Annotated in this window: 20 protein-coding genes; 10 read left to right on the top strand and 10 right to left on the bottom strand. The window is 26.9% G+C overall.

The annotated features are described in order from the left end of the window. The 4 genes from Q0K19_RS12550 to Q0K19_RS12535 form a co-directional block, all read left to right on the top strand. The coding region (locus tag Q0K19_RS12550; RefSeq protein WP_297248462.1) for a hypothetical protein at window positions 1-618 on the top strand (618 nt) is incomplete at its 5' end. Window positions 619-628: 10 nt separating this feature from the next. Continuing rightward, the gene (locus Q0K19_RS12545; protein WP_297248460.1) at window positions 629-1,615 is read left to right on the top strand and encodes a radical SAM protein; all 987 of its coding nucleotides are present in this window, start codon (window positions 629-631) and stop codon (window positions 1,613-1,615) included. A gap of 228 nt (window positions 1,616-1,843) precedes the next feature. Further along, window positions 1,844-4,471 (top strand): homocysteine S-methyltransferase family protein, encoded by a 2,628-nt coding sequence (locus tag Q0K19_RS12540; protein ID WP_297248458.1) that lies wholly within the window; start codon window positions 1,844-1,846, stop codon window positions 4,469-4,471. Window positions 4,472-4,488: 17 nt separating this feature from the next. Next, window positions 4,489-5,301, top strand: a complete 813-nt coding sequence (locus Q0K19_RS12535) for a vitamin B12 dependent-methionine synthase activation domain-containing protein (protein ID WP_297248456.1) — start codon at window positions 4,489-4,491, stop codon at window positions 5,299-5,301. Window positions 5,302-5,434: 133 nt separating this feature from the next. Here Q0K19_RS12535 and Q0K19_RS12530 read toward each other — a convergent pair whose 3' ends face one another. The 7 genes from Q0K19_RS12530 to Q0K19_RS12500 form a co-directional block, all read right to left on the bottom strand. Then, window positions 5,435-5,611 (bottom strand): hypothetical protein, encoded by a 177-nt coding sequence (locus Q0K19_RS12530; RefSeq protein ID WP_297248454.1) that lies wholly within the window; start codon window positions 5,609-5,611, stop codon window positions 5,435-5,437. Window positions 5,612-5,649: 38 nt separating this feature from the next. After that, on the bottom strand, window positions 5,650-5,826 hold the full coding sequence (locus tag Q0K19_RS12525; protein WP_297248452.1) for a hypothetical protein: 177 nt from the start codon (window positions 5,824-5,826) through the stop codon (window positions 5,650-5,652). Window positions 5,827-5,848: 22 nt separating this feature from the next. Beyond that, the gene (locus tag Q0K19_RS12520) at window positions 5,849-6,826 is read right to left on the bottom strand and encodes a FlgO family outer membrane protein (protein ID WP_297248450.1); all 978 of its coding nucleotides are present in this window, start codon (window positions 6,824-6,826) and stop codon (window positions 5,849-5,851) included. A 14-nt stretch (window positions 6,827-6,840) separates the two neighbouring features. Continuing rightward, window positions 6,841-7,425 carry a hypothetical protein gene (locus tag Q0K19_RS12515; RefSeq protein ID WP_297248448.1) on the bottom strand — a complete coding sequence of 195 codons (585 nt, stop codon included), beginning with the start codon at window positions 7,423-7,425 and terminating at the stop codon, window positions 6,841-6,843. Between the two features lie 14 nt (window positions 7,426-7,439). Further along, the gene (locus tag Q0K19_RS12510; RefSeq protein ID WP_297248446.1) at window positions 7,440-8,366 is read right to left on the bottom strand and encodes a hypothetical protein; all 927 of its coding nucleotides are present in this window, start codon (window positions 8,364-8,366) and stop codon (window positions 7,440-7,442) included. A 152-nt stretch (window positions 8,367-8,518) separates the two neighbouring features. Next, on the bottom strand, window positions 8,519-8,866 hold the full coding sequence (locus Q0K19_RS12505; protein WP_297248444.1) for a hypothetical protein: 348 nt from the start codon (window positions 8,864-8,866) through the stop codon (window positions 8,519-8,521). 227 nt (window positions 8,867-9,093) lie between these two features. Beyond that, entirely contained in the window at window positions 9,094-10,026 is a 933-nt protein-coding gene (locus Q0K19_RS12500) for a methylenetetrahydrofolate reductase (RefSeq protein WP_297248442.1), read from the bottom strand. A 126-nt stretch (window positions 10,027-10,152) separates the two neighbouring features. Between Q0K19_RS12500 and Q0K19_RS12495 the strand changes: the two genes are divergently transcribed. The 6 genes from Q0K19_RS12495 to Q0K19_RS12470 all read left to right on the top strand — a co-directional run bounded on the left by Q0K19_RS12495 (window position 10,153) and on the right by Q0K19_RS12470 (window position 16,829). Further along, window positions 10,153-11,544, top strand: a complete 1,392-nt coding sequence (locus Q0K19_RS12495; protein WP_297248441.1) for an MATE family efflux transporter — start codon at window positions 10,153-10,155, stop codon at window positions 11,542-11,544. Window positions 11,545-11,604: 60 nt separating this feature from the next. Then, complete coding sequence (locus Q0K19_RS12490) at window positions 11,605-12,147, top strand: hypothetical protein (RefSeq protein WP_297248439.1); 543 nt, start codon at window positions 11,605-11,607, stop codon at window positions 12,145-12,147. Window positions 12,148-12,169: 22 nt separating this feature from the next. Beyond that, window positions 12,170-13,705, top strand: a complete 1,536-nt coding sequence (locus Q0K19_RS12485) for an NTP transferase domain-containing protein (RefSeq protein WP_297248437.1) — start codon at window positions 12,170-12,172, stop codon at window positions 13,703-13,705. Continuing rightward, window positions 13,680-14,810, top strand: a complete 1,131-nt coding sequence (locus Q0K19_RS12480; RefSeq protein WP_297248436.1) for a hypothetical protein — start codon at window positions 13,680-13,682, stop codon at window positions 14,808-14,810. The genes Q0K19_RS12485 and Q0K19_RS12480 overlap by 26 nt, the downstream gene beginning before the upstream one ends. A 67-nt stretch (window positions 14,811-14,877) precedes the next feature. After that, window positions 14,878-15,759, top strand: a complete 882-nt coding sequence (locus Q0K19_RS12475) for a DUF2225 domain-containing protein (RefSeq protein WP_297248434.1) — start codon at window positions 14,878-14,880, stop codon at window positions 15,757-15,759. Continuing rightward, window positions 15,759-16,829, top strand: a complete 1,071-nt coding sequence (locus Q0K19_RS12470) for an LptF/LptG family permease (RefSeq protein ID WP_297248432.1) — start codon at window positions 15,759-15,761, stop codon at window positions 16,827-16,829. The genes Q0K19_RS12475 and Q0K19_RS12470 overlap by 1 nt, the downstream gene beginning before the upstream one ends. On the opposite strand, the gene Q0K19_RS12465 is transcribed toward Q0K19_RS12470, so the two are convergent. The 3 genes from Q0K19_RS12465 to dxr form a co-directional block, all read right to left on the bottom strand. Then, window positions 16,830-17,270 carry a GNAT family N-acetyltransferase gene (locus Q0K19_RS12465; RefSeq protein ID WP_297248430.1) on the bottom strand — a complete coding sequence of 147 codons (441 nt, stop codon included), beginning with the start codon at window positions 17,268-17,270 and terminating at the stop codon, window positions 16,830-16,832. A gap of 74 nt (window positions 17,271-17,344) precedes the next feature. Then, window positions 17,345-19,081: a proline--tRNA ligase gene (locus Q0K19_RS12460; protein WP_297248428.1), complete on the bottom strand. Its 1,737-nt coding sequence runs from the start codon at window positions 19,079-19,081 to the stop codon at window positions 17,345-17,347. An 83-nt stretch (window positions 19,082-19,164) separates the two neighbouring features. Further along, window positions 19,165-20,319 carry a 1-deoxy-D-xylulose-5-phosphate reductoisomerase gene (dxr, locus tag Q0K19_RS12455; protein ID WP_297248427.1) on the bottom strand — a complete coding sequence of 385 codons (1,155 nt, stop codon included), beginning with the start codon at window positions 20,317-20,319 and terminating at the stop codon, window positions 19,165-19,167. Window positions 20,320-20,628: the final 309 nt, after the last annotated feature.

Here is a 20,628-nt window from a genome sequence, read left to right as displayed (position 1 = left end):
AATTTCTATTGGATAGAAAATGATGAAATAACAGACATGCATATAAATATACCACAGTTTTTATATGGCAATAATATTTTACATTTGTTATCTATAGAAAAAATTCATGCTCCTTTATGGGATAAAATTTATAAAAAAGAATTAATAACAAAAATAGATAATTTAATGCCTGATGAAATATCTGGAGAAGATTTAGTTGCTAGCTTTAAAATATTATCTATAGCTAAATATTTTGAATATATTCCAATATCATTGTATTTTCATTATAGACGGAAAAAGTCATTTACCAATATGGTTACAAATGATTATATATTAAATTATGCTAATGTAATAAAAATTATATTTTTATATTATAAAAATACAAAATTAAATATAGAAATAGAAATGTATGATTTTTTTATATCTTTATATAGATTATGTTATACTTTTATAGATATGAAATTTTATAAAACTAAGCAAACTGAAAATGATATTAATATTTATAAAAGTCAAAGGAAATTGTTAAAACAAATCATTATAGATAATATTAAATATGGATATATAACAGAAGATATTTTTTTAGATATATGTAATAAAAGAAATTTATCGTATATCAGAGATTTATATTACAATTTATAAAGGAATAAAAATGGATAGAAAAACTATAGATAATATAGTATGGTGGATACCTTTGAAAAAATTAAGAAATTCTGTAAGAGAATATTTATTAGAAATAAATAATTTAAATAATAAATTAGAACAAATAAATAATAAAGTTAATATAATTGAAAGTACTATATATAATAATTATATGGATTTGTATGGTAAAATAAAAAAATTAACACCTCAAGGATATATAGATTTTATTGATATAGATATTGCTAGACATTGTAATTTAAATTGTTATAGTTGTAATCATTTTTCTCAATTAGCAAAAGAAGAATATTATGATATAGAAATATTTGAAAATGATATTAAAAGATTATATGGATTAAGTAATGGATTAATAAAAAAATTTCATATTTTGGGAGGAGAACCTTTATTAAATATAAATTGTAAAGATTATTTTTATGTAGTAAGAAAATATTTTAAATACAGTTCAATATGGTTAATAACTAATGGTATTTTACTTCCAAAACAAGATGAAAGTTTTTGGTTATCATGTAAAAAGAATAATGTAGAAATACATCCTACAAAATATCCAATAAAAATAGATTGGGATAATATAAAAAGAATATGTTCTAATTATAATGTAGTATTAAGTTTTTTTAATAACGAACATGTATTAAAAGAAAGTGTTAAAACAATTTTAAATTTAGATGGTACTAGTAATGTATTTGATAATTTTATAAATTGTTATTTAGCAAATAATTGTTTAAATTTACATAATGGAAAACTTTTTAGTTGTGGTTTGCCTGCTAATATAAATGCTTTTAATAATCATTTTTCTATGAATATTAAAGTTACAGAACAAGATTATATAGATATATATAAAGCTAAAGACTATAATGAAATATTACAATTTTTAGCAAAACCTATGCCTTTTTGTAGATATTGTGATATAACTAAATGGCATGGAATAGGAAAATGGGAAACTTCAAAAAGAAATATTGAAGAATATACAAACAATAACTAATTAATATATAGTTATTACATGTATTTTTATAATAGTTTAAAACATAAAAAATACAACTTGTATTGTGATACAAATAAGTAACATACATTATGTTTTTATTATATTTTATTACTCATCAAATAATAAACAAAAAATAACTTATCTATAACTTATAAAACTTGTTATATTTAGATTTTTATATTAAAATAAATAAAATATAGTTTTTATATAAAAATTGGAGCTTAAATAATGAGTAATATTAAAGAAAAATTAAAAAAACTTATCAAAGAACAGTATTTGATAATAGATGGTGCTACAGGTACAGAACTTCAAAAGAAAGAAATTAAAAAAGAGTCTTGGATTATAAATGGAAATAACATAGAAGGCTGTAATGAAATACTTAATATAACCGCTCCAAATATAATGAAAGAAATACATATAGATTATTTGAATGCTAATGCTAATATAACAAAGACTAATAGTTTCGGAGCTATACCTTGGGTTTTAAGTGAATATGATATAGCAGATAAAGCTTATGAACTTGCTAAAAGTGCAGCATTAATAGCCAATGAAGCAAGAGAAGAATATTTAAAAAATCCTAATTCTAAAGGAGATTTAAATAGAGATATTTTTATTGCAGGAAGTTTAGGGCCTGGAGTAAAACTTCCTAGTTTGGGACAAATTAGTTTTGATGAAATGTATAATGGTTACATTGAAGCTGCTAAAGGTTTAATAGACGGAGGAGTTGACATAATACTTCTTGAAACTGCACAAGATGTTTTGCAATTAAAGGCTGCAATATTAGCAGTTAATGATACGGCTAAAAAATTAAATAAAGAAATTCCTATAATGGTTTCTGTAACTATAGAAAAAGAGGGCACTATGCTTTTAGGTACCGATATAGAAACAGCATATACTATACTTTCTAATTTGAATATATTTTCTATAGGTATGAATTGCGGAACAGGTCCTGATATGGCAATGCGTCATATAAAAAAACTTTCAGAAATATCCTGCCTTCCTATATCGATACATAGTAATGCAGGACTTCCAGAAAACAGAGGCGGAAAAGCATATTATAGTATGACTCCGGAAGAATTTGCTGATATTAATAGTAAATTTTTTGAATTAGATGGACTTGCATTTATAGGTGGATGCTGCGGTACTACCCCACTCCATATAAAAGCATTAGCTGATAAAGTAAAAGGTATGAAACCTAAAAAGCCAGCATTAGAAAAACAAAGACCTTACATAGCAAGTTTATTTAATGTTGTAAGCATAAAACAAAATCCTGCACCTTTGATGATTGGTGAAAGAAGTAATGCTACAGGAAGTAAAATATTTAGAGAACTTATGATTGCAGGCGATATGGACGGAATGCTTGATGTTGGTATAAAACAAGTAAAAGCTGGAAGCCATGCAATAGATGTTAATGCTGCTTGGGCTGGACGTGATGAAGTAGAAGATATTACAAAAATTATTTCTGCTTATGTTAAGCAAATTTCTCTGCCTTTAGTTATAGATGCAATAAAACCTAATGTCATAGAAGCAGCTTTAAAAGTGTATGGCGGAAAACCTATTATAAATTCTGCTAATATGGAACAAGGTGAAGAAAAATTTGATGCTATATGTTCATTAGCAAAAAGATACGGTGCATCTATTATGCTTCTTACAATAGATGAAAAATCAATGGCATTTACTTGTGAAGATAAGTTGAGAATGGCTGAAAGAATGTACGACCGTGCTGTTAATGTTCATAAGATACTGCCTCATGATATAATATTTGACCCTCTTACATTTACACTTGCAAGCGGTGATGAAAAAAGCTTTTTAGCAGGAGTTGAAACTTTAAATGCTATTAAAGAATTGTCAAAAAAATATCCTGAATGTTCTATAAGTTTGGGAGTATCAAATATATCTTTTGGGCTTAAAGAAGAAGCAAGAAAAATAATGAATTCAGTATTTTTGTATGAAGCTATTAATCATGGACTTACTACTGCAATTGTTAATGTTGCACAAATACTTCCACTTTCAAAGATAGATGAAAAAGAAATAGAATTGGCAAGAGAATTGATTTATAATAAGAGTAATACTAAAGAACCTTTAATAAATTATATAAATCATTTCTCTGATAAAAAAGAAAAGAAAGAATTATCTGGTACTAATGAAGAAAATGTCAAAAAGCCTATAAGAGAAGCTATAAGAGATGCTATGCTTGACGGTGAATGGAAAGATATGCAAAACTTACTTAATGAGGTAAAGGAAAATAGCGAAGAGTTTGGCGGAGAAAAGAAATTTGCACAAGCAATAATTGATGAAATACTTCTTCCGACAATGGCAGACATTGGAGTGAAATTTGGAGAAGGAACTATACAGCTTCCTTTCGTTTTAGGTTCTGCTGAAGTAATGAAGAAAAGTGTTGACTTCTTATCTGAATTTTTAGAGAAGAAAAAACAAGAAAAAACTGCTAAAATAATACTTGGTACTGTGGCAGGAGATGTGCATGATGTTGGTAAAAATCTAGTTGAAATCATCATAAAAAATAATGGATTTGAAACTGTAAATATTGGTACTAAAGTTCCTATAGAAAAATTTTTAGAAGCATATCATGAACATAATGCAGACTGCATAGGTATGTCTGGGCTTTTAGTAAAATCTACTGAAGTGATGAAAGATAATCTTGCTTATATAAGAGAAAAAGGATTAAAAATACCTATTATATTAGGCGGAGCAGCACTTACAAAAGAGTTTGTAGAAAATGACTGTAAAAAAGTTTATGGAGATACAGCTAAAATATTTTACTGTAAAGACGGCTTTGATGATATATTAGCAATAAAAGAGATAATAGCAGACAGAGATAAAGAAAATAATAATTAAAGGATATTAATCTAGTAATGGCAGAAATAAATCATAAAAATCATGAACATTATATAAATAAACCTCCATTCTATGGAAGAAAAGTTTTTGAATTTAATAAGCAAGTGGAAAAAGAAGCCTTTGATATGATTAATAAAATTAGGCTTTTTAGAGCAGGTTTCGGATATTCGGCTAAAAATCAGGATATGGAAAAATATAATGAAATGATTAAAACAAAAGTAGAACCTAAATACGAAGAGATGAAAAATAATATCATAGGAAATAATTTAATCGAACCTGTTATGATTTATGGATTTTATAAAACTATTACAGAGAATGATAAATTATATATATATGATGTTGCTTTTAATACTAATGAATTAAAAGATGAAAAAATAGAAATTCCTTTAGAGCGTATGGAAAATGAGCCTTATAATTCTATAGTAGATTTTTTTGATAAAGAAGAAGATACTATAGGGTTTACGCTTGTAAGTCTTGGAGAGAAGTTTCATAAGTTTTTGAAAGGCTTATATGATAATGATGAATATAAAGAATATTATTTTTATAATGCTATAGGAACTAATATAATAGAAAATTATGTGGATATACTTCAAACACATATGGATAATTTGCTTAATTTAAAAAATAAAGGTAAAAGAAAACATGTGGGCTGCAGATATTCTTTCGGATATAAAGCACTTACCAATATGTACGGTAACAGGATAATATTTAATCAATTAAAACCAGAAGAATTTAATGTTACACTTACAGAAAGCTATATGATGGATCCTGAACTTAGTACATGTGCAATAATATCATTCTGTGAAGATTCTTATTATTTTGCTAATTAAATAATATAGGGTATTTTTATTTATTAAAAAATACCCTACTTAGTTATATGTATTAATTTACCAATATACTCATGTCTAAAACTATTTTTTTTACCATTTTAGAGGCTATCTCTTGATTAATATCAGATATGTCTTATATATCTTCTGTTGAGGAAGCCAATATAGTAGCTTTTTCCACACTAATAACTTGTGCTGTTATAGCTATTTTTCCAAATACATAATCAATATTTCCAACTAAAACATAATCATCACCAACTAATTTTCCTAATTCTGCAATATTAGCTGTTGATATATCTTTTTGGAAATTCATTTCGGAAAGAGTTTCTTTGAATGCTGATGTTCTAGTTACTAATGTATATCCTCTCGATCAAATTCACTAGCAAACATGCTGGCTAAATATTCACTTTCCTGCTGCGTTATGTCTGCGCCTCTAAATGGTAATGAATCTATAGCCTTACCATATTGAGCATTTAATGATAATGCTGATATTATAAAAAATGTAAATATATAAACTATCTTTTTCATTTTCATTTATATCTAACTAAATTTATTGAAATTTATATGCTATAGCAAATTCAAGTTCATAGTTTACAGTATTATTATAAGTTGGGGCAATAATAGGATTAAAACTATAATATATGCCTCTTTCTTCAAGTTTCTTTTTATAAGAATTTTGCATAGTAGATGCCACTATATCAGTTATAACTCCACCCACAAACAATCCAACTCCTATACCAAATACTGTTCTCATAGCAATTAAATCTGATTCAGGATAAAATCCGCCATAATCTTGATATGTAGCACCATTCCCAACATTTACTGTAGTAGGTGTTTTGCTTGATGGAGGAGATACTAAAAAATATCCAAAATTGTTACCCCAAGATGCATCTATAATAAATGGAATAGCAGTCAAAACAATTCCTGTTATCCAAGAACCTCTTCCAATCCATTTTGCTATATTGGCATTGTTATATCCATCTTTATAACTATTTATCTGATAATCAGTAAGCTGTTCATTTTGTAATTCTTTTTGTCTCTGTTCTTCCTGTACAGTTGGTATTTTTCTGCCGCTGATTTTACTGTCTATGTCTCTCACTATATTTTCAATAGCAATGGCTGTTTCCTGATTACCCAAATTTAAAGATGGTAAATATTCATTAGCAGTAGCTTTATATTGAGAAGTAGTTAAATCTATGATTCTTACATTTATAGCATATCCTGCTCCAGATTCAACTATGCTTCCTACTAAAACATATCCAGCTAAATTTAACTTTGTAGCTATATCAGCATATTCTCTGTCTTTTATATTGCCAAGCCCCTGTTCTCTTCTAATAGCTTCACCCAATTCTTTACTTCTATCAACGAATTTATAGTCTCTTCTGTTTAATTTTGAAGCAATTTCATTCATAAAAACATTTCCCTGTTTTTCTGAAATATCGCCTGTAAAAGGAAATAATGATATGTTTTCATTTTGTGCTAGTAAAGGTATATATAGTATTAATAATACAAAAATAATTTTTTTCATAGTTATCTCCAATTTTACTGCTGAGCATTCATATATATATTTTTGACATTTTCAATATTTTTTTCCAATTCTTTTGCTATTTGTTCACCTATAGTATCTGAAGATTTTTTTATAACACTAGATAATGATTTATTGAAATTATCTTCATCTACTAAATATAATACATAATAAGTATATTTTTCATCTCCATTTGGGTATCTCTTTAACTGCCACCACTCACCTTCTTTTTTAAAACCACTGAAAGTACTTGCTGATGCTTGCTGTATACTTTGTTCATGTTGTGTAAAATCTTGACCAGATTCTTCACTTGCAGATTGCAATACTGCTTGAGTTAATGTTCTAGAATATTCAGCTGATAAAGTAGTAGAATTAATTTTTCTTTTTAAATAATTTAAATCTGTACCGGTTTCATTATAAGTAAATGGTACTTTTTTGGGATATAAAGCATCCATCTTTGATACAGAAGTTATATACTGCATCCATTCTGGCTGTTTAACACCTATTGAACTTCCCATATCTTCTATCGTAGTTACACCTGTTGTGGCACAACTAAATAAAATAGAAGATGCTATCATAATAATAAATAATTTTGTTTTCATTTTTTTCTCCTAATTTAATTTTTTATATATTTATTAAAAAACTCTAAAAATTTATTTTCAAATTGTTCGTTTACTATTTTTGTAATATTATTTAATATATATTTTTTAGCTTCATCTAATGTTTTACCATGTTCCTTACCTGTGCTATTTTCATCAAAATTGAATGTGTAAATTAAGTCATCGTTTTTATTTAATAAATCTATTTGAAACTGATAATATACCATTACTCCGCCGCCAGCAAAATCTGGAACTTCTCTTACATCATCAGTATCTATTCTTATCTTAAATTGATAGCTTGGATTAGATTTATTTAATTTAAATCCTGACTTTGAAATTATTTTTTCTATATTTTGAGTTAATGCAGAATTATTATATTCCGTTACAAAATTAAATGTCATTTGTTTCAATATAGAATCTCGGAGTGCAGATATGGTTTGAACTTTATATTTTAGTTCTATATTATTATCACCCAAATATACTAACTGCTCATAATATATTTGATCTTTTTTTGCTAATATTAAAGCCATATCTGTTACTGAATATTTTTCTATGAGATCATTTGAATTATTATCAAGATATATTTTTATTGCTGATTCATTATCTTTAATTTTTGTCTTTAATATTTTAATGGTTTTATTTTTTTCCATTACAGCAATAACTCTGTATAAATCTTCATTTTTAGAATAATGAGATTCTTTAAATTCTACACCAAATAATTCATTATAAGACTTAAGCTGAGTATTCTCTTCATAAAAAGAAATATTATCAACGTTATTTTCAAATTGATTGTACCTGTCTATAGAATTAATATCTAGTTTTATTGTAGTTGAAAAAATTTTAGATAAATTCTCATAAGCGTTAATTTGTGCATCTTTTAAAGTTTTTCCTTCTCCAATAGCTGATAAATATTTATTATCATTATATTTACTTCTAGGATTCAAAATCCAATCTGGAAGTGATTGAGAATATAAAGATAATGTAATTAAAAAAAAATAATATTAATTTATTGATTATTGATTTCATAGTTCTATTAACTTATAAAGCAGATATATTCTTTTATTATAAAAAATATATCTGCTAATATTAAAAATTATTAATATTGTTTTAATTCCCAAGTGTTTAATCCGGCACCAAATTTTGTACTAGAAACTATTACTACATCTTCTTCAGAACCATCACTCCAGCGTATATAACTTCGTCCATTAGAGTTTATTCTTATACGGCCTGTATATACCTCATAATTTACATCATTATCATATAATGTTATTTCTGCACTATTTCCTAATCCTGCACCAGTATTAGAGATATAAATATGAGAATTTGGCATACCTGATGTTGTATATGTTCCAGATACAAGTATGAGTTTTTGAGCTGGGGCGGCATAGATATAAGATGATATTAAACCTATAACTAATAATCCCATAATAATATTTTTTTTCATAATATTTTCTCCTTTTATTATATTTCGTTTTGCTAATAAATACGTAAAAATTAAAAAAAACTCATTTTTTTTATAAAAAATTGATAAAAATTTTAAAGTTTATAAAATATTTGACTACTATATTAAGGATTAATAATTTTGATTATATGTTTAGGTATGTAATAAGAATTATAGTTCTATAAATACTATTTATAGATTATATGTTTTAGAATATTTGTGTAATTTTATTATTTATTTTTTAATAAATCTACAACAAAATCATAATTATTCATACTCATTATATGCATCTTTTTATGTTTTTTCAGCATACTATGGAATAAATCAGATGATAATTCTGCAGCTACTTTTTTTTCTTCTTCCGGAGATTTATCACTAGCTTTTTTGAGTTTATGAAGCCAAGTTTCCGGAATATAAGCACCAGGAAGTTTATAATATATGAAATATGCTGTTTTATAAGTGAGTATTGGAAAGAATCCTGGAACTAATACAGGCTTATTTTTTAAAGGAAGTTCATCTATCCATTTTAATAGAAGCTCTAATCTTTCAGCTTCATATATAGGCTGAGTAAATATTGCTTTAACTCCTGAATTTGCTTTTTTTGCTAGTCTAACTTTTAAGTTATCATTATTTTTGGCATAACTGTTTATTACACAGAAAGGATATATATGTTTTAATGGTTCTTTGAAAGTGAACTCTCCTAAACTCTTACCTTTATTAAGATCTTTTATTATATTTATAAGTAATTCAGAGTTTCCTTCAAATACAGATTTAGCCTGTTTTTGATTTCCTCCAATTATAGGATCTCCTGTAACGGCAAGCACCATTCTTATATCAAAATAATTTGCCCCTATTAAATCATTTTGCAAAGCTATTGAGTTTTTATCTCTCATAGTTTGCGTTGCTATGAAAGGCTTATTATTATTGAGTCTTTGCTGCAATTGCAATGCGGCAAGTATTGATGATATTTTTAAATTAGCAAATGGCGAATCAGTTACAACAAATCCGTCTATATAATTTGATATATTTGAATTATTTATTTTTTCTTCTATGTATCCTAAATCATATTTAGCCTGAGGAGATATCTCTAATGTAAAAGTGTATTCATCTTTATTTTCTAATTTTGCTATAAAATTTTCTACATTGCTGCTATTATTGTTCATACTATATATCCTAAATATTATGTTAATATCCTACTAAAAAAATAAAAAAAGTCAAATAAAAAAATCATATTGAAGTAATATAAAAAAGTTATATACTACTTAGAAGTTATAATCTTAGGATATATTATGAGTGTAAGTGATGATGCTGCATTAAAAGAAACAGAGAGACAAAGCAGAAAATATAAAGAATTGACAGAATCTAAAATTGAATTTTTAGTTATAAAGATGGGAATACCTACAATTATAAGTATGCTTACAACTTCATTTTATAATATGGCAGATACTTTTTTTGTAAGTAAAATAAATACTCAGTCTACTGCAGCAGTAGGAATAGTGTTTTCAATGATGGCTATAATACAGGCTATAGGATTCTTTTTTGGGCATGGTTCCGGTAATTACATATCAATTAAACTCGGAGCAAAAGAAACAGAAGAAGCATCAAAAATGGCGGCTACAGGTTTTTTATCTGCTATGATAGTAGGATTTATTATACTGATATTAGGTATAACATTTATTAAGCCTCTAGCTCATATACTTGGCTCAACAGAAACAATACTTCCCTACTCTATAAGTTATATGAAATATATTTTAATAGGTGCTCCATATATGACAGCCTCTTTGGTTCTTAATAATCAATTAAGACTTCAAGGAAATGCTTTGTTTGCAATGATAGGCTTGATAACAGGGGCAATTTTAAATATAATATTAGACCCAATATTAATATTTCATTTTTCTATGGGTGTAAAAGGTGCGGCTATAGGTACAATAATAAGCCAATTTGTAGGATTTTGTATACTTTTAATAGGAACTAATGTATGGGGAACTTTGCCTATAAAATTAAAAGATTTCTCGCCTAGCATTCAAAAATATAAAGCTATAATAGTAGGAGGACTTCCTAGCCTTTGCAGACAAAGTATATCTAGTTTTTCTACTGCATTTTTAAATACAGCTTCTGCCCCATTCGGAGATGCAGCAATAGCGGCTATGTCTATAGTTAATAGAGTGGCTATGTTTGCCAATTCTGCAATAATAGGATTCGGACAAGGTTTTCAGCCTGTATGCGGATTTAATTATGGTGCTAAAAAATATGACAGAGTTATAAAAGCTTTCTTCTTTTGTGTTAAGGTATCTACATTTGTATTGATTGTGCTTTCTATCTTTATATTTATTAATTCATCACAAATTGTGCATTTATTTAATGATAAAGACGAAGCTTTATTATCTGTTGCATATAATGCATTACATTATCAGGCATTAAGTTTGCCTTTATGGGGATTTATAACATTATCCAGCATGATACTTCAAACTACTAGAAAAACTATAAGAGCTTCTATTTTGGCAGTTGCAAAACAAGGAATATTCTTTATACCTATAATATACATACTTCCTAAAATATTCGGCATAACAGGTATAGAAATAGCTCAGCCTTTTTCTGATTTTCTTACTTTTTTATTATCTATACCGCTTGGATACAGTATGATAAAAGAAATGAAATCTGAGTTACAAAAATCAATTTAACATAATATATTTATTAAATTAATGCTTGCAGTTTTCTATTATCAGTATATAATGTAGACTATGGAAATAAAAGATTCTACAAGAAGTGCCTTAGTAAGAAAAGGTAATGAACTTTTTAATCAGAAAGATATAGAAGGTGCTTACAGATGTTATCTTACGGCTTCCTATTATGGTGGCATAGAAAAAGTTGCAGATTATTATAATTTTGAAAAGAAAAATATAATAAAAGCTATGCAGCTTTATAAATTTATTATGAAAGAAGATTCTAATCTCGGAGGAAATGTAAGAGCTAAGCAAAAGCTAGATAAATTGGCAGAATCTGTAGTTAAAGTGCTTAGAAAATGGCTTAAAGAAGATGAAACTTTCAATAAAGATGATAAAAATGATAAATTAGAATTAGACAGTAAAAATGCAATTCTTCCAAACAATTATAAAAAAAATAGTTTAGAAGATATTTTAAAAGCAAAAGAAAAAATAGATTCTAAAAATAATGATTTACAAGTGAATGAAAAAGCTGTAAATTCAGATTTCTATTCTAAAAATATCAATATAAAAAAGCCTGTATTTGAACAAATATATACAAATAAACAAAATAAAAAATAAACATTATAATTAGGAGTTACCTATGGAAAAAAATGTAGTTGAAATCGAGAATGCTCTTGCTTCATTATCGTCTAAGTTTTCAAAAAATGATACATTGGTGATAATCTTAGCTGCTGGTCATGGTAAAAGAATTAGAAGCTCTACATCTAAAATGCTTCACACTATATGGGGAGTTCCTAGTATAGAAAGGGTTAGACTCGCAGTAAAAAATGGTATGCCTAAAAGCAATATAACAATAGTTGTTGGAATAAAAGCTCTTGATGTTGCTAATGCTGTTGGAAAGCAGGCTAACACTAATTTTGCTTATCAGGAAGAACAAAGAGGTACAGGTCATGCTGTAAAAGTTGGACTTGATAAGAGTGATTTAAAGAATATAAAATATTGTTATGTAATATATGCAGATATGGGACTTATCGACTCTGAAACTATGAAAGAGTTTCATGAGGAATTTTTGAAATCTAAAACTGATATGATAGTTATGACTGCTATGTATGACGGCCCTAAAGGAAGTAACTATTATGGAAGAATATTAAGAAGCAGAGGTCTTACTTGCGACGGCAAAAAAAGTAAATACAGACAAGGCTCTCAAGGTAATGTTATAGGAGTTATTGAGTATAAAGATATACTTGCTATGCCTGATGATAAAAAACTATTTAAAGTTTATAAAGATGAAAAATTCTCTTATGAAAAAGATGAATTATTAGATAATTTTAATGAGTATGTTGCTGGTATATATGGTTTCAAAATGAAGCCTTTAGAAGAACTTATACAAAAATTAGAGTCTAATAATGCACAAAATGAATTATATCTCACAGATTTAATAGAAATTTTTATTAATAATAATTTATCAATATCAACTTATATGCCTAAAGACAGCAGAGTTGTTTTAGGATTCAATGATAAAACAGTTCTTAAAGAGATGGAATCTATAGCCAGATCTAATGTTTATAATAAACTTAAGAATATAATCACTATATATGACGGAGAAGATTTCTTCATTGATGACTCTGTTGTTGAGCAGATATTGGAAATAGATAAAGATGAAAAACCTTTGGATATATATATAGGAAAAGGTGCTTATATAGGTAAAGGTGTTAAAGTTAATTATGGAGTTACAATATCACATGGTGCTAAAATAGAAGGTAATGTATATCTTGGTGAGCATTCATATATAGGAGATAATGTACTGCTTTCTTGCTTGGAAAATCAAAAACTTATATTAGATGATAATGTTAAAATATATTCAGGAAATCAGATTAAAGGTAATGTATATATAGGAAAGAATACTATTTTAGAAAGAGGTGTTAATGTTACAGGAAGCGATAATCACCCTGTTAATATTGGCTCTAATGTCCTTATTAAAGGAGTAAGCTATTTATACGGCTCTATTGTAGATGATAATGCCTATATAGAACATTGTATATTCTATTATTCTCATATAAAAGCATTACTTGATGATAAAGGCAATGTGATAAAATGCAGATTCATAAGACCTAAAGAAGAAGGTATTGAAGCTGTAAGCAAAATAGAAGATGCTAAAAAATCTAAAAAGAAATAGTGTATTAATATTTGTTACAATAATAATATTATTTGCAAGTTTAAATGCACAATATCAAAAAGAAATAAAAAAAGATGCTCCTCCCCTTACAGAGCATTATGTTAGAATGAGTGGTTTTGAATCGCTTTATACTTGGTCTATAGCCTCTTTAAGAGAAGAGCCATATATCAGCGAATTATTTATAGATGGATATAATAATGTGCATTTTGCTTATTATGATAATCTTCTTAATACTGCTGTATATGTTACTGGAAAAGATGGAAATTTCACTAGGACTATTTTAGATAATAATAGAGACCTCGGTAATTTTGTAAGTATAGCATTAAATAATAGAAATGTACATGTATCATATAATAAAGCAAATAAAATATTATATGTCAATAATAATTCCGGTACTTTTAATAATTATACTATGGATATAAGGCAGAACAGAAAGATTGTTGATTTAAAATTAGTTATGTCAGCATTTAATTATCCTACATTATTTTTTGTAGATAATAGAGGCGTATTATCCGTATCAAGATTTTATAGAGATAATTTCTTTTCTGACTTTATCTATACTAATAGAATAATTGATAGTGTTTATCCAGTTGCTGAAAAAGACGGTTATGCCATATATATGCATGAATATCAAACAGGCAATATATTATATGGTTCTAGAAAAACTAATACTGCATTTAAGTTTTTTGACGATAGAGCAATAGTAACTAATTCTAGCATATATTCTGTTGCACATGAAGAGCATAATAGATTTAATATAGTTTATCTTACAAAAGATAATCCTCAAACTATTAATTATACTAGATTCTATGACGGAGTATTTACTAATAGTGCAATAGTTAATGAAGATGAAAATATAATGTCTTTAGATTCAGCATTAGACTATGCAGCACAAATAATGGTTTTATATACCAAAGAGAATGGTAATAAGTACTTATTTATTGATAATAGAATCATAGATTTATCAGTTTTGGGAACAAGTACTGGAAATATAAGATTACAAGCAGCACAATATCCGTATTTTTATATATTGTATTATAATAATATATTCAATGAACTTAGAATTACAAAGATTAATATAAGTGATATTGAAAAATTAAAATAAACCGATAATTAATTTAACATTTTTATATTATAAATGTTATAAAAATAAGTATTAATAGGATTTTTTTATGAGTGATGAGCAACCAAAAGTATCGTTTATAGAGAAAAACCCAAGAACTTGTCCAGTATGTAAAAATGAGTTCTACCATGAAATGCTTCTTACAGGCGGAGGAAGATTAATTGCCGGAAAACTAAGAAATGATTTAAGAAGAACTTATGAAAAAAGTAAAAAATATGGTACAGTTTACCCTTTAATATATGTAGTAGTAGTTTGTCCTCATTGTTTATATGCTGCTTTTCAAGAGGATTTTAATTTAATAGATCAGAAAAAAGTAGATGAAGCTGCCGATGGGGCAAGACTAAGAGCTTCATATATGAAAGAATTTTTTGGAAATGATGTAGATTTCACAAGACATAGAACACTTTTAGAAGGTGCTGCTAGTTATTTTTTAGCTTTAGACGGATATCGTTATATTGGAAAAGATAGTGCCCCTACTTTAAAAAAGGCTTTATGTTCTTTGAGATTAAGCTGGACTTTGGAAGATTTAGCAAACGTTTATCCTAATGAAAATTATGATAGACTTATTCCTTTCTTTCAATATAAAGCTAGTGAGTTATACTCTGCTTCTATAGAGTGTATGCAAAATGGAAAAGAAAATTTTGAAAAATTAAAATCATTCGGTCCTGATATAGATAATAATTTTGGATATGAGGGTATGCTTTATATGGGAGCATTGCTTGGAATGGATGCTTCTAAATTTATACCAGATCCTAAAGTGAAAGCTGAAACTCTTGTTCAGGCTAAAAGAAAAATAAGCAAAATATTCGGATCTGGAAAAAGCAGTAAGTCAAAACCTTCTGCTTTACTTGAAAAAATAAAGGAACTTCATGTTGCTATTACCGAAGAATTAAATCAGCTTAATGAAGAATATGGTATAGATGTAAGTTAATGAAGAAATTGAATGCTTATTTATTAAAAGAATTTCTATCTTTCTTTTTTGGTTCTTTGCTGCTTTTTGTTGTATTGGTTACAATAGCGGACTTAAGCAGCAGATTATCTTTTTATACAGAACATCCTGAATTAATTAATTATTTCATTACTTATCACTTAGCAAGGGCTCCGCATAATACATATTATATATTCCCTGTAGCCTTGATGTTTTCATCAACTTATGTATTAGGAACATTCGTAAAAAATAAAGAAATGCTTGCCATTGAAAATTCAGGAATTAGCTTATTTAAATTTTCTATGCCGATGTTTGTTATTGTAATTGTATTATGTTTATTACTTGTATTGTTTTGGCAATTTGTGGCAGCACCTTTAAATAAAGTATCTTTTGCAGCTAATGATGCAATGAGAGGTAATGAAAAAACATCTAAAAGCGGACCCTGGGAGCTTTTCGGAGGAGATAATTATTTATATTTTATAGAAACTTATTTTTATGATGAACAATATATGCAAAATACTATTGTATTAAAATTGAATGATGATGGCGGAATTCGATTTAGAATATCAAGTCCTCATATACAATGGAATAATGAAGACAGAAAATGGTATGTTTTAGACGGTATATTAACGACATTCAGCGAAAACAAAGAAATAAAAGTAGAAAAAATAAATAATTATCCTTTAGATGTTTTAGAGCGTCCTGAACATTTTTATGGAAGACCACCTTTGGATTCTATGAGCTTAAGTGAAGAAGCTAAGATTATAAGACTGCAAAAAGAAGTTAATATGAATACTTCAAAATTAGAAACAGATTTGCATTATAGAATATCATATTGTTTTTCTGGTTTTATTATTGTTTTATTAGCTTCATTATTTTCTAAATTTTCAACTCAAAGTGTATTAGTTGTAAGTTTGGTAATGGTTATCATAGTGGCTTTACTATATTATTCTGTACTTATGATATTTAGATCTATGGGAGAGGCTGGCAATATGAATCCTTTTATTGCGGCTTGGATGCCTAATATTATATTTGCTATACTTTGTATATTAGCGTTTAAGAAATTCCATTAATTAATTTAATTCTTTTTCCATAATTAAAGCATTAAACTGATTGTCATAATATTTTTTTCTAACTGCAATTTCTTTAAATCCATTTTTAATATAAAAGTTTTTGGCATTAATATTGTTTTCATGTAAATCTAATTTTATACTATTTACATTATTATTTTTGGCATCCTCAAATAAATATAATAATAATTCTTTTCCATAGCCTTTATTATTTGGATATGAAGCTATAAATATTATATCTGCTTCAGGTTCTAACAAAAAATATATTAAAAATCCTGTTATATGATTATTATCTTTTATTATAATAACTTTATGATGTTTATCTTTTATATATTGTTTTATATAATCTTTGGATAAATGTGTGTATTCGCTTTTTAAAGATATTAAAGATATAGAATCTATTATACTATCATCAATATCATTTACAATTTCTATATTTTCCATATTAAATATTTAAAATAAAAATGAATAAGGAAATATAATTACTTCCCTATTCATTTATTTAAACTATATTTTTATTATAATTTGCTGTTTATCTCATTGAATAGTTCTTGTTTTTTTGTTTTTACATATTCAATTATTTCTTCAACTTTTACCTCAACACTTTCCTGTGATTTTCTAAGTTTGAATTCAACTACTCCTCTCTGAAGCGATTTTTTACCAACTATTATTCTCATAGGAATACCTATCAAATCGCAGTCATTAAGTTTAACTCCAAGTCTTTCCTTTCTATCATCAAATATAGTTTCAATACCAACAGAGTTTAAAGCATTATATATTTCTTCTGCTTTTTTGAATGAGTCTTCTGTTTCTTTATCGATAGCAACCACTATAGCCTCATAAGGAGCAACACTTATAGGGAATATTATACCTTTATCATCATAATTTTGTTCTATAACAGAAGCCAAAGCTCTATTAACTCCAATACCATAACAACCCATTATAGGAGTAATTTCTTTGTTGTTTTCATCTAATACTTTGAAATTGAAAGCTTCAGTATATTTGTCGCCAAGTTTGAAAATATGTCCTAGCTCTAATCCTTTTTTCTGATAAAGTATTTCTCCGCATACTGGACATCTGTCGCCTTCTTTAGCTGTTCTAAAATCACCCCATACATCAATATTAAAATCTCTTTCTATATTAACATTTTTGATATGAGTATCATCTTTGTTTCCGCCTACTATTGCATCAGCTACTGACTTTATAGAATTATCAGCAAATATTCTTATTTTCTTTTTTAATTCTATAGGAGAAGCAAAACCTACTCTAGCACCTGTAACTTCTTTTACAGTTTCTTCATCAGCAAGTTCAATATCTAGTCCTCCTAATGCATTAGATAATTTAGTTTCATTAATTTCTAAATCTCCTCTTATAGCAACCAATATAACTTCATCTTCTTCAGTTTTATAAATTATACTTTTTATAAAATTCTTTGAAGATGTATTAAAGAATTTTTCTAAATCATTTATAGTTTTTATATCAGGAGTATGCACTTCTTCTAAAGCTTTGTCAGTATAAGATTTAGCTGCTTCCTCTTCTTTTACATTAGCTTTTTCAACATTAGCTCTATAATCACATTTAGAACAGAATATGATTGTTTCCTCACCTACTTCGCTTAAAACCATAAACTCTTCGCTTCCTTCTCCGCCCATTGCACCGCTGTCTGCTTTTACGCTTACAGTATCAAGTCCCATTCTTTTAAAAATCTTTGTATAAGCACCGCTCATATCATTATAAGTTTTATCAAGACATTCTTTAGTTATATGAAATGAATAAGCATCTTTCATAGTGAATTCTTTTGAACGTATAACTCCGAATCTTGGACGTATTTCATCTCTGAATTTTGTATGTATTTGATATAATGTTAATGGAAAATCTTTATATGATTGTATTTCATTTTGTGCAGTAATAGTGAAAGCCTCTTCATGAGTAGGACCCATTGCCATATCAACATCGTTTCTATCTTTTAATCTGAATAATTCTTTTTTAAATCTTTCCCATCTACCTGAAGGTGTTAATAATTCCTTTGAAACAAGTATGGGCATTATGCATTCATTAGAACCTATTGCATCCATTTCCTCTCTTATGATATTAGATATTTTATTTAACACTCTAACTCCAAGAGGTAAATATGAATAAAGCCCATTTGATATTTTTCTTGCAAGTGCTGCTCTTAACATTAATTTATTTGAAGCTATTATTGCATCGCTAGGTGCTTCTTTTAATGTAGGCATAAATAATTTTGATAAACGCATAATATTTCCCTTAAAAGATTAAAAATTTTTTATTAATGATATATTATAAAATTAAAATTATCAACTATAATAAAACATATATTTTATTTTGACATCGAATTTATTATCCAAGCTGTTTCTTTTCTTATTTCACTATCCATATTGATAATATTATCTATAGTTAATGGAACATTTATTTTTCTGCCGCATACTTTTGATACAATATCAAATATATCAGTGAAACCTATTTTCTTTTGTAAGAACGAATATACACATATTTCATTAGCAGCATTCAAAACACAAGGATAAAGTCCTCCTTTCTTTCCGCATTCATAAGCCAATCTAAGCATTACAAATTTATCGAAGTCCATTTTATAAAAATTGATTTCGGAATGTTCATATAGTTTTAATTTTTCAAAAGGCGTATTTCTAATTTCAGGATAAGTTAATGCATGCTGTATAGGAAGACGCATATCATTCTTTCCAATCTGTGCATAAATCTCTCCGTCATTAATTTCTATCATAGAATGTATTAAACTTTGCGGATGAATAATGGTTTCTATTTTATCATAATCCAAATTAAATAAATGATGAGCTTCTATAACTTCAAAGCCTTTATTCATCATAGTTGCACTGTCTATTGTTATTTTACTTCCCATAGCCCAAGTAGGATGCTTTAATGCCATTTCAACAGTAACATTCTTTAATTCTTCTTTTGGAGTTCTGAAAAAAGGTCCGCCTGAAGCTGTTATTATAACTTTTGAAAGTGAAGTTTTTGGAAAATGCCTTAACATCTGAAATATTGCTGAATGTTCGCTGTCTATAGGTATTAAGCTTGCATTATGTTCTTTTAATAATTGATTTATTATATCTCCGCCTACAACCAATGTTTCTTTATTTGCTAATGCAATGGTTTTTCCTTTCTTTATTGCTTCTACTGTAGGCAAAAATCCTGCATATCCAGTTAAAGCATTAACTAATATATCAAAGTCAGTATGCTTTACAAAATCAGCTATAGTTCCTTCATATATATTTAGATTTTTAGCACAATCATAATCTTTAAAAATATTCTCTGCATTCTTATCAGATATATTTACAGTTTTAAGCTTGAACTCTGTACATAAAGTATTTAATATATCTATTTTACTATTTGCAGACATTCCAACTATTTCAAAGTCATTATTAAACTCTCTTACAACAGAACAAGTGTTAGTACCGATAGAGCCTGTAGCTCCCAACAAAAGAATTCTTTTTTTCATTATTTACTATTCCTCAAAATATTATATAATATTTATTCTATATTAAAACAATAAATTTTAAAGCAATAAAATATATAAATATATAGTTATAAATTACATTATTATGAAACAATATTTAATATAATATCAATAAAAGTTATTATATAGAATATTGTTTTTATTTACAATTTTTTTTAATTGACATTTTTATAATATATTATATATTATAGTTATAAACAATAGGTATATTTATGTCAACAGTCAACAGTCAACAGTCAACAGTCAACAGTCAACAGTCAACAGTCAACAGTCAACAGTCAACAGTCAACA

Origin of the sequence: uncultured Brachyspira sp. (assembly GCF_944393015.1) — a bacterium.
Classification (GTDB): Bacteria; Spirochaetota; Brachyspiria; order Brachyspirales; family Brachyspiraceae; genus Brachyspira.
This window is presented reverse-complemented; position numbering and strand designations above follow the sequence as displayed.

Coding starts and splice junctions, on each gene's coding strand:
- Q0K19_RS12545 (WP_297248460.1), top strand. CDS start 629: ATGGATAGAAAAACTATAGATAATATAGTATGGTGGATACCTTTGAAA.
- Q0K19_RS12540 (WP_297248458.1), top strand. CDS start 1,844: ATGAGTAATATTAAAGAAAAATTAAAAAAACTTATCAAAGAACAGTAT.
- Q0K19_RS12535 (WP_297248456.1), top strand. CDS start 4,489: ATGGCAGAAATAAATCATAAAAATCATGAACATTATATAAATAAACCT.
- Q0K19_RS12530 (WP_297248454.1), bottom strand. CDS start 5,611: ATGAATTTCCAAAAAGATATATCAACAGCTAATATTGCAGAATTAGGA.
- Q0K19_RS12525 (WP_297248452.1), bottom strand. CDS start 5,826: ATGAAAAAGATAGTTTATATATTTACATTTTTTATAATATCAGCATTA.
- Q0K19_RS12520 (WP_297248450.1), bottom strand. CDS start 6,826: ATGAAAAAAATTATTTTTGTATTATTAATACTATATATACCTTTACTA.
- Q0K19_RS12515 (WP_297248448.1), bottom strand. CDS start 7,425: ATGAAAACAAAATTATTTATTATTATGATAGCATCTTCTATTTTATTT.
- Q0K19_RS12505 (WP_297248444.1), bottom strand. CDS start 8,866: ATGAAAAAAAATATTATTATGGGATTATTAGTTATAGGTTTAATATCA.
- Q0K19_RS12500 (WP_297248442.1), bottom strand. CDS start 10,026: ATGAACAATAATAGCAGCAATGTAGAAAATTTTATAGCAAAATTAGAA.
- Q0K19_RS12495 (WP_297248441.1), top strand. CDS start 10,153: ATGAGTGTAAGTGATGATGCTGCATTAAAAGAAACAGAGAGACAAAGC.
- Q0K19_RS12490 (WP_297248439.1), top strand. CDS start 11,605: ATGGAAATAAAAGATTCTACAAGAAGTGCCTTAGTAAGAAAAGGTAAT.
- Q0K19_RS12485 (WP_297248437.1), top strand. CDS start 12,170: ATGGAAAAAAATGTAGTTGAAATCGAGAATGCTCTTGCTTCATTATCG.
- Q0K19_RS12480 (WP_297248436.1), top strand. CDS start 13,680: ATGCTAAAAAATCTAAAAAGAAATAGTGTATTAATATTTGTTACAATA.
- Q0K19_RS12475 (WP_297248434.1), top strand. CDS start 14,878: ATGAGTGATGAGCAACCAAAAGTATCGTTTATAGAGAAAAACCCAAGA.
- Q0K19_RS12470 (WP_297248432.1), top strand. CDS start 15,759: ATGAAGAAATTGAATGCTTATTTATTAAAAGAATTTCTATCTTTCTTT.
- Q0K19_RS12465 (WP_297248430.1), bottom strand. CDS start 17,270: ATGGAAAATATAGAAATTGTAAATGATATTGATGATAGTATAATAGAT.
- Q0K19_RS12460 (WP_297248428.1), bottom strand. CDS start 19,081: ATGCGTTTATCAAAATTATTTATGCCTACATTAAAAGAAGCACCTAGC.
- dxr (WP_297248427.1), bottom strand. CDS start 20,319: ATGAAAAAAAGAATTCTTTTGTTGGGAGCTACAGGCTCTATCGGTACT.